The sequence below is a fragment of the Pseudomonas sp. GW823-FHT02C02 genome, from assembly GCF_058797635.1.
The window spans coordinates 88,922-101,985 of the sequence record NZ_JBXAJV010000010.1 but is presented as its reverse complement, the minus strand read 5'-3'; the positions used below and the strand labels follow the sequence as shown (position 1 = coordinate 101,985).

The 13,064-nt window shown below is 61.2% G+C and carries 12 protein-coding genes; 4 read left to right on the top strand and 8 right to left on the bottom strand.

Translation table 11 applies throughout. The features are described from left to right. Positions 1-140: 140 nt before the first annotated feature. From AC1ROI_RS18930 to ehuR, 8 genes are all read right to left on the bottom strand, one after another. A complete protein-coding gene (locus AC1ROI_RS18930) occupies positions 141-1,526 on the bottom strand; it encodes an aspartate aminotransferase family protein (RefSeq protein ID WP_102593540.1) in 1,386 nt (461 codons plus the stop codon). Between the two features lie 11 nt (positions 1,527-1,537). Beyond that, positions 1,538-3,010 (bottom strand): NAD-dependent succinate-semialdehyde dehydrogenase, encoded by a 1,473-nt coding sequence (locus AC1ROI_RS18925; protein ID WP_010458172.1) that lies wholly within the window; start codon positions 3,008-3,010, stop codon positions 1,538-1,540. 246 nt (positions 3,011-3,256) lie between these two features. Beyond that, positions 3,257-3,736 carry an Lrp/AsnC family transcriptional regulator gene (locus AC1ROI_RS18920; RefSeq protein WP_083375771.1) on the bottom strand — a complete coding sequence of 160 codons (480 nt, stop codon included), beginning with the start codon at positions 3,734-3,736 and terminating at the stop codon, positions 3,257-3,259. 68 nt (positions 3,737-3,804) lie between these two features. Continuing rightward, positions 3,805-4,806 (bottom strand): N(2)-acetyl-L-2,4-diaminobutanoate deacetylase DoeB, encoded by a 1,002-nt coding sequence (doeB, locus tag AC1ROI_RS18915; RefSeq protein WP_010458176.1) that lies wholly within the window; start codon positions 4,804-4,806, stop codon positions 3,805-3,807. Positions 4,807-4,809: 3 nt separating this feature from the next. Then, positions 4,810-6,000, bottom strand: a complete 1,191-nt coding sequence (gene doeA / locus AC1ROI_RS18910; protein WP_102593539.1) for an ectoine hydrolase DoeA — start codon at positions 5,998-6,000, stop codon at positions 4,810-4,812. 42 nt (positions 6,001-6,042) lie between these two features. Further along, complete coding sequence (locus AC1ROI_RS18905; protein WP_102593538.1) at positions 6,043-7,035, bottom strand: cyclodeaminase; 993 nt, start codon at positions 7,033-7,035, stop codon at positions 6,043-6,045. Positions 7,036-7,074: 39 nt separating this feature from the next. Beyond that, complete coding sequence (gene eutB, locus AC1ROI_RS18900) at positions 7,075-8,046, bottom strand: hydroxyectoine utilization dehydratase EutB (protein WP_010458182.1); 972 nt, start codon at positions 8,044-8,046, stop codon at positions 7,075-7,077. 107 nt (positions 8,047-8,153) lie between these two features. Next, a complete protein-coding gene (ehuR, locus tag AC1ROI_RS18895) occupies positions 8,154-9,548 on the bottom strand; it encodes a MocR-like ectoine utilization transcription factor EhuR (RefSeq protein ID WP_042932568.1) in 1,395 nt (464 codons plus the stop codon). Positions 9,549-9,828: 280 nt separating this feature from the next. Between ehuR and ehuB the strand changes: the two genes are divergently transcribed. The 4 genes from ehuB to ehuA all read left to right on the top strand — a co-directional run bounded on the left by ehuB (position 9,829) and on the right by ehuA (position 12,943). Next, entirely contained in the window at positions 9,829-10,686 is an 858-nt protein-coding gene (ehuB, locus tag AC1ROI_RS18890; protein ID WP_102593537.1) for an ectoine/hydroxyectoine ABC transporter substrate-binding protein EhuB, read from the top strand. 69 nt (positions 10,687-10,755) lie between these two features. Then, the gene (gene ehuC, locus AC1ROI_RS18885; RefSeq protein ID WP_010458187.1) at positions 10,756-11,415 is read left to right on the top strand and encodes an ectoine/hydroxyectoine ABC transporter permease subunit EhuC; all 660 of its coding nucleotides are present in this window, start codon (positions 10,756-10,758) and stop codon (positions 11,413-11,415) included. Next, complete coding sequence (gene ehuD, locus AC1ROI_RS18880; RefSeq protein ID WP_010458188.1) at positions 11,412-12,068, top strand: ectoine/hydroxyectoine ABC transporter permease subunit EhuD; 657 nt, start codon at positions 11,412-11,414, stop codon at positions 12,066-12,068. The genes ehuC and ehuD overlap by 4 nt, the downstream gene beginning before the upstream one ends. 80 nt (positions 12,069-12,148) lie before the next feature. Further along, entirely contained in the window at positions 12,149-12,943 is a 795-nt protein-coding gene (ehuA, locus tag AC1ROI_RS18875; RefSeq protein WP_010458189.1) for an ectoine/hydroxyectoine ABC transporter ATP-binding protein EhuA, read from the top strand. The last annotated feature ends 121 nt before the right edge of the window (positions 12,944-13,064 follow it).

Below are 13,064 nucleotides of genomic sequence, written 5' to 3'. Positions count from 1 at the left end.
GAGTGATTGTCCGAGGTTTTTTTGTTTCTGATTGAGGATTTTTGGTGCCTGTCCTGACCTCTTCGCGGGCCTGAAAAGGCGACGCAAAAAAGCCCGCCCGATCTGTGAATCGGACGGGCCCTGTTCAACCAGGCTGGGGATCAGCCAAGCACTTCGCTGGCCACCTGATCCACCGCGCTCTTGGTGATGTCGACGATCAGGTCGGCTTCTTCCTCGGTCAAAATCAACGGCGGCGCAAAGCCGAGAATGTCGCCGTGAGGCATCGCCCGGGCAATCATGCCGCGCTCGAGACAGGCCGCCGAAACTTTCGGGCCGACCTTCAAGGCGGCGTCGAACGGCGTGCGCTGCTCGCGATCGGCCATGAACTCGACGGCGGCAAGCATGCCGTCACCGCGCACTTCACCCACCAGCGGATGGCCTTCCAGGGTTTCGCGCAACCGGCGGTTCAGGTAGCTGCCTACTTTCTCGGCGTTGGTGGTGAGGTTTTCCCGCTCCAGAATATCGAGGTTGGCCAAGGCCGCGGCGGCGCAGATCGGGTGACCGGAGTACGTCCAGCCATGGCCCATTGCACCTTGTGATTCAGAGGCTTTTTCGATTACTTCCCATACTTTTTCGCCGACGATCACTGCCGACAATGGTGCATAGGCGCTCGTCAGGCCCTTGGCGGTGGTGATCAAGTCCGGCTGCATGCCGTAACGCTGGCTGCCCATCTTCGAACCCAGCCGACCGAATGCGCACACCACTTCATCGGCGATCAGCAACACGTCGTATTTGTTGAGCACCGCTTGAATCGCCGCCCAATAACCCGCCGGAGGAACGATGATGCCGCCGGTGCCCATCAACGGCTCGCCGATGAACGCGGCCACGGTGTCCGGCCCTTCGGCGAGGATCATTTTCTCCAGTTCGTCGGCGCAATAGCGCACGAACGCCGCTTCATCCATGCCGGCCGGCGCCTTGCGGTACCAGTGCGGGCAAACGGTGTGTTTGACGCCTTCGGCCGGCAGGTCGAAGTGCTGATGAAAAGTCGGCAGGCCGGTGAGGCTGCCGGTCATGATGCCCGAGCCGTGATAACCGCGATCGCGGGAGATGATTTTCTTCTTCTGCGGGCGACCCAATACGTTGTTGTAGTAACGCACCAGTTTGATCTGGGTTTCGTTGGCGTCAGACCCGGACAGACCGTAATAGACCTTTTTCATGCCCTGCGGCGCCCAGTCCATGATGCGGCTGGACAACTCGATGATCGCCTCGGTCGAATGCCCCACATAGGTGTGGTAATACGCCAGCTCCTTGGCCTGCTTGTAGATCGCATCGGCGACTTCGGTACGGCCGTAGCCGATGTTCACGCAGTACAGGCCGGCGAAGGCATCGATGAAGTCGCGGCCCTCGTGGTCGCGGATGCGAATGCCCGACGCACTCTTGATGATGCGTCCCTTGAGCGCGCCGCTGGCGTGGTCATGGGCGTGGGTCGAGGGGTGCATGAAGTGCGCGCGGTCTTGTTCGAACAGGGTATCGAGTTCTTGGTTCATGACATGTCTCCTTAGAACTGGCCTTGATGGTGCAGGCAAAAGTATTTGGTTTCGACAAAGGCTTCGAAGCCCTCGGTGCCGCCTTCGCGGCCCAGACCCGAGGCTTTCATGCCACCGAACGGAATTGGATGGCCGGTGAACTTGACGCCGTTGACCGCGACCATGGCGTGGTCGAGTCGGCGAATCAGCGGGTAGATCAGGTCCAGGCGATTGGAACAAATGTAGGCGGCCAAACCGTATTCGGTGTCGTTGGCCATTTCGATGGCGTGCTCAAGGGTGTCAAAAGGCATCACCCCCGCAATCGGCGCGAAATTCTCTTCGCGATAGATGCGCATCTGCGGGGTGACATCCGCGAGCACCGTCGGCTGGTAGAACAATCCCCCCAAGGCGTGAGCCTCGCCGCCGACCAAGCGTTGCGCACCGAGTTGAAGGGCGTCAGCCACACGCTCGGCCGTCACCTCGAAAGCGGCCCGGTGCATCAACGGGCCGATGTCGACAGGTTGTTCTTGATCGCCCACCAGGGCCGGACCGACCCGCAGCTCGCGAACCGCAGCGGCAAAGCGCTGGAGGAATTCCGGGTAAATCGAGCGCTGCACCATGATCCGGTTGGCCGCGCAGCAATCCTGACCGGAGGTCTGGAATTTGGCTTCTACGGCGACTTTCACCGCCAGCGCCAGATCGGCATCGGCGCAGACGATGAACGGCGCATTGCCGCCCAGTTCCAGCGAGACTTTCTTCACGTCCTGCGCCGCCGCTTGCAGCACCAACTTGCCGACGCGGGTCGAGCCGGTGAAGCTGACCGAACGCACGCGGCTGTCCTGCACCAGGGTTTGCATGGTCATCTGCGGCTCGCCCAGCACCACGTTGAACACGCCCGCCGGGAAGCCCGCCTCCTCCGCCAGTTGCGCCAGCGCCAACGCTGAAAAAGGCGTTTCATGGGCCGGTTTGATCACTACGGTGCAGCCAGCGGCCAGGGCGGCGGCCGCTTTGCGGGTGATCATGGCCGACGGGAAATTCCACGGTGTCAGCAGTGCACAGACGCCGACCGGCTCCTTGAGAGTGCCCAGATGTGCACCAGGAATGTGGCTGGGAATGTTTTGCCCATAAAGACGCCGTGCTTCCTCGGCGAACCAGGGAATGAAACTCGCGGCGTAAGCGATTTCCCCACGAGACTCGGCCAGCGGCTTGCCTTGTTCCTGACTGAGGATGCGTGCCAGGTCTTCCTGATGCTCAAGGATCAACGCCGCCCAGCGCCGCAAAATCGTCCCACGCGCATCGAGGCTTTGTTCGCGCCAGCCGGCAAAGGCCCGGTGCGCGGCATCGACAGCCGCGACAATCTGCGGCTGATCGAGCATCGGCACGTGGCCGATCAATTTCAGGTCGGCAGGGTTATGCACGGCGACACTGTGACCACTGTCGCTGTGGACCCAATGCCCATCGACGTAACACAGTGCCTTGAACAGCAGCGGATGTTTGTATGTCATGGCGGTTACTCCAAACCGTGTGCGTGGAACCATGCTAGGGCAGCTCGGCTCGGGTTATTGGGTGTTTGGCGGGGCTTGGCAGGCGGTTTTTTCTGATTGAACAGCGCAAAACCGAAGATTTTGCGGTGACCCTTAACGAACACTGTTCTTTCAGTCAGACAAGCAGTCATGTGGGAGCGAGCCAGCTCGCGAAAGCGGCGTGTCAGTCAACGTGAGCAAGCCCTCTCCCACACGGATCTGTCGTGTTCAGGGCTCTTGTGCCAGCTCCGCTGGCAAGGCGCCGGCGGTCTTGATGGTCTTGGTCACGATGTAGGTGAAGTAACGCTCGATGCCCAGATCGTCGAGCAGCAGCTGGTCGATAAACCGCTGGTAGTGATCGATGTCCGGCGCCTGGATCATCGCCATGTAATCCACCCCGCCACCGGTGGCGTAACAGAACGCCACTTCAGCTGCCTCGCACATGCGTTGCTCGAACCGGCGCATATCCTGTGCGGTGTGTCGGGCCAGGGTGATTTCGACCAGGACCTGCTGACTTTTGAATACCGCATTCCAGTCAATCTGCGCCCGGTAGCCCTTGATCAACCCAAGCGCTTCCAGTTTGCGCACGCGCTCCCAGGCCGGGGTCACCGATAGATTGATCGCGTCGGCCAGGCTCGACTTGGTGATCCGCCCGTCTTCGGCAAGGATTCGCAGGATTTTCAGGTCGTAGCGATCAAGCTTGTGCATGGGCCGAGGAACTCCTGTGCCATTGGGACCTTGTGGGAGCTGACGTGCCCGCTCCCACAAGGAATGTGTTACGCCAATACTTCGGCGATGACTGCCACGGTGTCACCGCACTGCACCAACCCGGGAAAATGCCGCGCCGCCAGCAAACCGCTGCGGGCCGCACGATACTCCACCGGGGCAACACCGCTGCGGGTGGCGTCATAAACCCGGGCAATCACCTCGCCCTTACTCACGTTGTCACCCAGATCGCGACACATTTCCAGCAAGCCGTCATGTTCGCTGGCAATGAAGCAATCAGCATCCGGCATGTCGAGCATGATCGACGCAGCGGTCTGGACCTCGCCTTCGAGAATCCCGGCATGCACCAGCAGATTGCGCACCCCGCGCTCGGCGATCGCCACACTGCGTGCGCTGGACGAACCACCGCCACCCAGTTCGGTGGTGACGAAAACTTTGCCCTGTCGCTCGGCGGCTGTGTCGTACATCGCCCCCGCATCCAGCTCCAGCATGCGCATGCTGTACGGGGCATTGAACGCGCGCATGCCGGCTTCGCATCGGGCCTGCTGGTGTTTATCGGGCAGCACATGACACGCGGCGAACGGCAGGAAATCCAGGGTGCGGCCGCCGGAATGAATGTCCAGCACGATATCGGCCAAAGGCAACAAGGTCCGGTTGAAGTAATCGGCGATTTTCTCGGTCACCGTGCCGTCCGGCTTGCCGGGAAAACTGCGATTCAGGTTGCCCTTGTCGATGGGCGACGTGCGCCGTCCGGCGTGGAACGCCGGGGTATTCATGAACGGGACGATGATCACCCGCCCGCTCACTTCACCAGCCGTCAGCCCCTGCGCCAGTTTGCTCAGCGCAACCGGGCCTTCGTATTCGTCGCCGTGGTTACCGCCGGTCAGCAGCGCCGTCGGTCCCTGACCACGCTGAATCACCGTCAGCGGAATCATCACCGCGCCCCAGGCAGAATCGTCCCGCGAATACGGCAGTTTGAGAAACCCGTGCTGCACGCCTTCGCGGGCGAAATCCACCGTGGCGCTGATCGGGTTATCAGGCAATTCGCTCATGGCTCAATCCTTCACGAACAGTTGGCGTGGCACGTTGCACAACGTTTCGACACCGGTCTCGGTGATCAAAATGCTCTCGGTGATTTCCAGCCCCCAATCGTCCATCCACAGGCCCGGCATGAAGTGGAAGGTCATGCCCGGTTGCAACACGCTGGTGTCGCCGGGACGCAAGCTCATGGTGCGCTCGCCCCAATCCGGCGGATAACTGATCCCGATCGGATAACCGCAACGGCTGTCCTTGTGGATGCCGAACTTCTCCAGCACTTTGAAAAACGCGACGGCAATGTCACCCGTGGTGTTTCCTGGCTTGGCCGCTTCGAGCCCGGCGGCGATGCCTTCGACCACGGCTTTTTCGCCGTCGAGGAAATGCTGCGGCGGTTTGCCCAGGTAAATGGTGCGCGACAACGGGCAGTGATATCGCTTGTAGCAACCGGCAATTTCGAAGAACGTGCCGGCGCCCTTTTCGAATGGCGTGTCGTCCCAGGTCAGGTGCGGCGCGCTGGCATCGGCGCCGGTCGGCAACAGCGGCACGATGGCCGGGTAATCACCGCCATGACCGTCGGCGCCGAGAATGCCGCTGCTGTAGATCTCGGCCACCAGTTCGTTTTTGCGCATGCCCGGCTCAATGCGTTCAAGGATCCGCGCGTGCATGTTTTCGACGATGCGCGCGGCGATGCGCATGTAGGCGATTTCCTGGGGCGACTTGATCGCCCGCTGCCAGTTCACCAGCCCGACCGCGTCGATCAGCGAGGCCTTTGGCAGGTGTTTCTTCAGCGACAGATAGGCGGCGGCGCTGAAGTAATAGTTGTCCATTTCCACGCCAATGGTCAGCGCGTCCCAGCCGCGAGCGCTGATGACTTCGCGCGACAGGTAATCCATTGGATGGCGTTCCCGGGACTGCACATAAATGTCCGGGTACCCGATGATGTTTTCATGCTGCATGAACACGGTGCGTTTGGCGCCGTTGGCATCTTGCCCGCGCCCGAACCAGACCGGTTCGCCGTCGAGCGCCAGCAACACGCATTGATGGACGTAAAACGACCAACCGTCATAGCCGGTCAGCCAGGCCATGTTCGATGGATCAGTGACCAGCAGCAACTCGATGCCCTGAGCCTGCATGGCCGCTCGAACCCTGGCCAGACGCTGGGCGTATTCCTCCCGTTCGAACGGGAGATTGACGACTATCTGAGACATGCACATGCCCTCTGATAAATGACGCACGGAGGAAAAAACGGCTTAGCTGCCGAACTGGAAACCCTTGCCGGCCGAGCGCGAACGCTCGAAGGCCAGATTGGCGATGGCGGTGTCTTGAGCGCCGGTACCGGTGAGGTCACACACGGTGATCTGTGCCGCATCGGTGCGGCCGGGACGTTGCCCGGCCAGCACCTGACCCAACTCGACCAGGCGCGATTCATCGGCCATGACGCCGGCCGCCAAGGCGTGATGCAATTCACCGAGGAGGCGGGTCTGGCTCAAGCGATCAGCCACGTAGAGGTCGGCCTGCGCCAACGCCCGGGGCGAAATTTCGTTTTTGTGTTCGGCGTCGGAGCCCATGGCAGTGATGTGCAGGCCGGGATGCAAATGGCGCGCTTCAATCAAGGGTTCACGACTGGGCGTGCAAGTGATCGCAATGTCCGCGTCGGCCATGGCCTCTTCGATACTCGCGCAAGGCGTCACCGCCAGACCGCTGCTGCGCGCCAGTTCTGCACTGAAGCTGTTTGCCTTGGCGCTGTCACGCGCCCAGACGCGCACCGATTTAATCGGACGCACCAGGCGCAAGGCCTGCAACTGCAGCGCGGCCTGCTCGCCGGCCCCGATCAGCGCAACGTTGCGACTGTCGGGCCGCGACAGGGCCCGCGCCGCCACCGCACCCGCCGCCGCAGTGCGCACGGCCGTCAGGTAACCGTTATCCAGCAACAAGGCCTCCAGCAAACCGGTGCGCGCCGACAACAGCATCATCATGCCGTTGAGGCTCGGCAGGCCGAGTGCCGGGTTATCGAAAAAGCCCGGACTGACCTTGATCGCAAAACGCTCCAGACCCGGCAGATACGCGGTCTTCACGTCCACTTCGCCGTTGTGCTCCGGAATGTCCAGACGCAGGATCGGCGGCATTGCCACGGCGGCCGTGGCCAGCAGCACAAAGGCTTGCTCGATGGCTTCGATACTCGGCAAATCCAGCGCCACACAAGCGCGCAAATCCGCTTCGCTCAATAAAGTAATGTCACTCATCAACGCAGCGCTCCAATCGGATGGTTATTGTTGTGGGGTTCACGCATCGGCTCCGGCGAGCACGCGTAAATGCTGATCGACATCGACGTTACGGCCGCTGACCACCACCACGATCGGCCCGCGCGGCTCAATCAAGCCGTCGAGCAACGCGGCAATGCCGACCGCCGCCGCGCCTTCGAGCACCAGACGCTCTTCGCGGTAGGCATGGCGGATGGCATTGGCGATAGAGGCTTCGCTGAGCAAATGCAGGTGGTCGCACAGGTTGCGAGTCATGTTGAAGGTGTAACGATTGTCCAGACCGATGCCGCCGCCGAGCGAATCGGCCAGGGTCGGCAACTCTTCGACTTCGACCGGATGCCCGGCTTCAAGGCTGGCGTGCATCGCCGCGCCGCGCTGCATGCTGATGCCGTGAGTGACGATGTGTGGATTGGCGCTTTTGATCGCCAGTGCCACGCCGGCAAACAGACCGCCGCCGGATAACGGCACCAGCACTTGCGCCACCTCTGGCTGCTGCTCGAGGATTTCCAGCCCGAGGGTGCCTTGCCCCGCGATGATCGCCGGGTGGTCGAAGGGCGGCAGCAATGTCGCGCCCTGCTCGCTGGCAATCCGTTCGGCTTCGCGCTGGGCATCGTCCTGAGAGTGACCGACGATGCACACCTCGGCCCCCAGATCCCGAATGGCCTGCACCTTGTTCGCCGGCACCAGGCGCGACAGGCAAATGGTCGCCCTCACACCTTGCCGGGACGCGGCATACGCCAGCGCCCGACCGTGATTGCCGGTCGAGGCGGCCACCACGCCACGGGCCTTTTGCTCGACATCAAGCTGCGCCACGGCATTGCTGGCGCCACGCAACTTGAAGCTGCCGGTCAGTTGCAGGGATTCGAGCTTGAGAAACACCGCCACACCCAAGCGCTGCGAGAGGCTGGGTGAATACTCCATGGGCGTTCGCCGAACCAACGATTCGATCCGCTGGCGAGCGAGGTAAATATCGTTCAATTGCAGTGCTGACATGACCGCATCCCAACCGAGGTGTTGGGCGCAGTCTAAGAGGGCTGGATTGTCGCGATGAATGTACTAGGGCAATTTAGCCGACAAACTTTTCGCGAACTTTTTCTCGCTCAAAAGTCATGGATCTGCGGGTACTGGCCAAAGATCTCGCGCATGCCGATCAGCGCAACACGCATTTCTTCATCACTGCATTCGGCGCCCACACAGACCCGCACCGCTCGCGGCCGAGGCGTGCCGCGCACGGTGAACGGGTCAGGTGAAGTGACGGCAATGTGTTTGTGGCGCAATGCCCGGACCAGGCTGTCGATTTCCCAATGGGGCGGAATTCCGATCCAGGCGTTCAAGGCATAGGGGTGCTGGGCGATCAGGTATTCGTCCAGATACTCAGTGACCAGCGCCTGGCGGCCCGCCAGGAGTTTGCGCTGCAGGCCCACCAGGGTGTCGGCGCGACCATCACGAATCCAGCGCGCCGCGATCTCGGACACCATGGGCGTGGCCATCCAGCTGTTGACCCGCAAGATACTCTCGGTGCGCAGCGCCAGCCGCTTGGGCACGACCAGATAACCGATGCGCAAACCGGTGAGCACCGACTTGGTCATGCTGGTGCAATAGAACGACAGCTCCGGCAGGTAATGACTGATCGGCGGCGCGCGTCGCTCATCGAGCAACGGGCCGTACACATCGTCTTCAATGATGTGCACCCCGAAGCGCCGGGCGATCTCGGCGATTTCACGCCGGCGGCTATCCGGCATCAGGCTGGTGGTGGGGTTGTTCAGGTTCGGTGTACAGACCAGCGCGGTGATGCGCTCGTTACTGCACATGTCTTCAAAATGCTCGGGGTCAATGCCGTAACGGTCCATCTCCAGGCCTTTGAGGGTAAACCCCAGCACCTGGGAATTGCCGATCACACCGTGGTCGGTGACGCCCTCGCACAGCACCACATCGTCCGGGCCGGCCAAGGAAGCCAGCGCGAGAAAGATGCCGTGGGCCGCGCCGTTGGTGATCAGGATGTCGTCACGCTCGACCCGTAACCCTTGTCGCCCGATCCAGTGCATGGCCGCTTCCCGGTGCGATTCGAACCCGGCAATCGGACGAAATGCATGAATCCACGGCTGATCCTCTTCGGTGCTGAGTTCGCGGCAGGTCTCGCGCCAGAACTGGTCATGCTCACGGGTGTGCATGATCCGGGTGATGGAAAAATCCACCAGGGCCCGCTCGGGGCTGTCGAGAATATAGGTGGCGACCCGATCGCTCATGCGTCGCGACACAAAGCTGCCGCGCCCGACTTCGCAACGCACCAGCCCCTGGCGCTCCAGCTCCTTATAGGCGTTGGTGACCGTCTGCACGCTGATGCCCATCGCATCGGCGACGTGCCGTTGCGGCGGCAGGCGCTGATCGTTGGCCAACACGCCTTGCTCGATGTCATCGGCGATGGCCTGCACCAGGATCTTGTATTTGGACTCACCGCTGCGGGCGACGTCCAATGCTGCTTTCCACTTATCCATCGGCGCTAAAACCCGCGTAGGTGCCAGTGCGCACAGCATCCCGCGAGAATACATGCAAAGCAATTGTCCTAGTGCAATGCCACGATGCCTGAGGCTTTTGTATGCTCGGACCAAGGTCGATGCCCGGGCACGTTTCAAGCCCCTACAACAAAACCAATCGACCTGTATCGGAACTGCGTCCCGCGCCATGGATCAGTCCTTATACGCTTTGCTCTTGTCACACTGCCTCCTACCACAGAGCCGTCACAGACGGGTCCACAAGAAACAGGAGATTTTATCGATGAGCAATTTCCCCACCCGCACCCCCCATGTTTTGCGTCGTCTGTTCGTGGCGTGTGCCTTGTTCGGCCTGGCCGCCAGCGCTCACGCCGCCAATACGCTGGAAACCGTCAAACAGAACAGCAGCATTCGCATCGGTTACGCCAACGAAACCCCTTTCGCCTATACCGAAACCGACGGCAAGGTTACCGGCGAATCGCCGGAAATCGCCAAAGCGATCTTCGAGAAGATGGGCATCAAGAAAGTCGACGGCGTGTTGACCGAATGGGGCTCCTTGATCCCGGGACTGCGCGCGGGGCGATTCGACGTGATTGCCGCCGGCATGTACATCACCCCGGCTCGTTGCAAGCAGGTGCTGTTTACTGATCCGCAGTACCAACTGCCGGACGCCCTGCTCACGGCCAAAGGCAACCCGAAGAACCTGCACAGCTATGAAGACATCGCCAAGAACCCTGATGTGAAGCTGGCGATCATGGCCGGCACGGTGAACCTGGCCTATGCGCGTGACTCCGGCGTGAAGGATGCGCAAATCCTTCAGGTGCCGGACACCACCGCGCAGCTGCAAGCCGTGCGCGCCGGCCGTGCCGACGCGGCAGTGGGCACGCAACTGACCATGAAAGGCCTGGCCGCCAAGGGCGGCGAGAAAGTCGAAGCCGTCACTGAGTTCAAGGACGATCCGTCGCACATCGGCTACGGCGCCCTCGCTTTCCGCGCGGAAGACAAGGACCTGCGTGATGCGGTCAACGCCGAGATGAAAAAGTGGCTGGGCTCCGAAGAGCACCTCAAGGCGGTCGCCCCTTTCGGCTTCGACAAATCCAACGTGACAAGCAAAACGGCTGCCGAGCTCTGCGCTCAATAGTCGAAACAGGCATGGCGCCACGGCGCGATGCCTATTTCCCCTGCTTACTCCGGATGGCCAGGTTGAATCATGGGTGAATTACTTCCGCTGTTGATACAAGGCGCCTGGGTAACCCTCCAGGTGACATTCTTCGGCTCGCTGCTGGCGATTGTCGCCGCCATTCTGGCGGCACTCGGGCGCATGTCGCCATGGCGGGCACTGCGCTGGTTTTCGATTGCTTACATTGAAGTGTTCCGCGGCACGTCGTTGCTGGTGCAATTGTTCTGGCTGTTTTTTGTGCTGCCGTTGCCGCCGTTCAATATTGAGCTGAGCCCCTACAGCGTGGCCATTGTCGGCCTCGGCCTGCACATCGGCGCTTACGGCGCCGAGGTGATGCGCGGCGCGATCAGCTCGGTCGCCAAAGGTCAGTACGAAGCGTCCACGGCGCTGAACTTCAGCGGCTACAAACGCTTTCGGCGGATCATCCTGCCGCAGGCCTTACTTGCGGCCATCCCACCCGGCACCAACCTGCTGATCGAATTGCTGAAAAACACCTCGCTGGTGTCGCTGATCACGTTGTCGGACCTGAGCTTTCGTGCCCGGCAACTCGATCAGGCAACCTTCCAGACCCTGGAAATCTTCAGCCTGGCGCTGGTGATCTACTTCGTCCTGGCGCAAGCCATCAATATCGGCATGCGCCAGATAGAGCGGCGTCTGGCTCGCGGGCGGATGCGTGGAGGTCTGTCATGACACTGTTCGACTGGACCTACGCCTGGCAAATCCTCCCCGATTTGCTGCGCGCTTCGCTCAACACCGTGGGGATTACCCTGATCGGTTTCCTGATCGCCATTGTCCTGGGGCTGTTCCTGGCGATTGGCCGACGCAGCCGCAGAGTCTGGTTGTCGTGGCCGGCGACCGGGGTGATCGAGTTCATCCGCAGCACGCCGCTGCTGATCCAGGTGTATTTCCTCTACTACGTGCTGCCCAATTACGGCGTCAGCATGACGGCCATGCAAGTCGGGATTCTCGGCATCGGCCTGCATTACGCCTGCTACATCGCCGAGGTGTATCGCGGTGGCCTCGACGCCGTGCCGCGAGCGCAATGGGAAGCGGTCACGGCGCTGAACATCGCGCCCTATAGCGCCTACCGCAACATCATCTTGCCCCAGGCCCTGCGGCCGATCCTGCCGCCATTGGGCAACTACCTGGTGGCGATGCTCAAGGACACACCGGTGCTGTCGGCGATTACCGTGGTGGAAATCATGCAACAGGCCAAAAACATCGGTTCCGAGAACTTCCGCTACCTGGAGCCGATCACCATGGTCGGTCTGTTTTTCCTCGCCCTGAGCATCGCCTTGGCTTATCTGGTACGGCGCCTTGAAGTGCGCCTGGAGCTACGCTAATGACTTCTCCACTCTCGACACCTACCGACCTTTCCCGGCGCAGCCATCCGTCACCGCTGCATCCGCAGGAGGCCACGGCCATGCATGAACCCAATCCGGTCAAGCCGATTGTCAGCTTCCAGGACGTCACCAAGAGTTACGGCAATTTCACCGTACTCGACCACCTGAACCTGGACGTTACGCCAGGGGAGAAAGTCGCGATCATCGGCCCCAGTGGCTCCGGCAAATCCACGCTGCTGCGGGTGTTGATGACGCTTGAGGGCATCGATGACGGACTGATCCGCATCGAGGATGACCTGCTGACCCACATGCCTAACCGCAATGGCGTGCTGGTACCGGCCAATGATCGGCATATCCGTCGCGTTCGCGGCAAGATCGGCATGGTGTTCCAGAGCTTCAACCTGTTCCCGCACATGACGGCGCTGCAAAACGTCATCGAAGCGCCGGTGCAGGTGCTCGGCATGAAACCGGCCGAAGCGCGGGAACGGGCGGCAGATTTGCTGGAACTGGTCGGGCTGGGCAGCAAACTGGGGCATTACCCTTCGCAACTGTCGGGCGGGCAGCAACAACGGGTCGCGATTGCCCGGGCATTGGCGATGCGGCCCAAGGTCATGCTGTTTGACGAAGTCACCTCGGCGCTCGACCCGGAATTGTGCGGCGAAGTGCTCAACGTGATCCGCAAACTCGGTGCCGAGCACAACCTGACCATGCTGATGGTCACACACCAGATGGGGTTTGCCCGGGAGTTCGCTGATCGCGTGTGCTTCTTCTACAAGGGCCAGATCCATGAACAAGGCACGCCGCAGCAGATCTTCGAGCACCCGCAACAGGAACGTACTTGCGCGTTTCTCAGCGCGGTAAAAGAAGCCAACTAGGAAAGTCGCGACAGGCCAAAACCAAATGTGGGAGCGAGCCTGCTCGCGAAAGGCGGCGTGTCAGCCCAACCTGATTGTTGTCTGACACGCCGCCTTCGCGAGCAGGCTCGCTCCCACAGTT

What these genes read in the sequence shown, in the direction of transcription:
- AC1ROI_RS18930 (WP_102593540.1), bottom strand. Translation starts at nt 1,526, where the DNA reads ATGAACCAAGAACTCGATACCCTGTTCGAACAAGACCGCGCGCACTTC.
- AC1ROI_RS18925 (WP_010458172.1), bottom strand. Translation starts at nt 3,010, where the DNA reads ATGACATACAAACATCCGCTGCTGTTCAAGGCACTGTGTTACGTCGAT.
- AC1ROI_RS18920 (WP_083375771.1), bottom strand. Translation starts at nt 3,736, where the DNA reads ATGCACAAGCTTGATCGCTACGACCTGAAAATCCTGCGAATCCTTGCC.
- doeB (WP_010458176.1), bottom strand. Translation starts at nt 4,806, where the DNA reads ATGAGCGAATTGCCTGATAACCCGATCAGCGCCACGGTGGATTTCGCC.
- doeA (WP_102593539.1), bottom strand. Translation starts at nt 6,000, where the DNA reads ATGTCTCAGATAGTCGTCAATCTCCCGTTCGAACGGGAGGAATACGCC.
- AC1ROI_RS18905 (WP_102593538.1), bottom strand. Translation starts at nt 7,035, where the DNA reads ATGAGTGACATTACTTTATTGAGCGAAGCGGATTTGCGCGCTTGTGTG.
- eutB (WP_010458182.1), bottom strand. Translation starts at nt 8,046, where the DNA reads ATGTCAGCACTGCAATTGAACGATATTTACCTCGCTCGCCAGCGGATC.
- ehuR (WP_042932568.1), bottom strand. Translation starts at nt 9,548, where the DNA reads ATGGATAAGTGGAAAGCAGCATTGGACGTCGCCCGCAGCGGTGAGTCC.
- ehuB (WP_102593537.1), top strand. Translation starts at nt 9,829, where the DNA reads ATGAGCAATTTCCCCACCCGCACCCCCCATGTTTTGCGTCGTCTGTTC.
- ehuC (WP_010458187.1), top strand. Translation starts at nt 10,756, where the DNA reads ATGGGTGAATTACTTCCGCTGTTGATACAAGGCGCCTGGGTAACCCTC.
- ehuD (WP_010458188.1), top strand. Translation starts at nt 11,412, where the DNA reads ATGACACTGTTCGACTGGACCTACGCCTGGCAAATCCTCCCCGATTTG.
- ehuA (WP_010458189.1), top strand. Translation starts at nt 12,149, where the DNA reads ATGCATGAACCCAATCCGGTCAAGCCGATTGTCAGCTTCCAGGACGTC.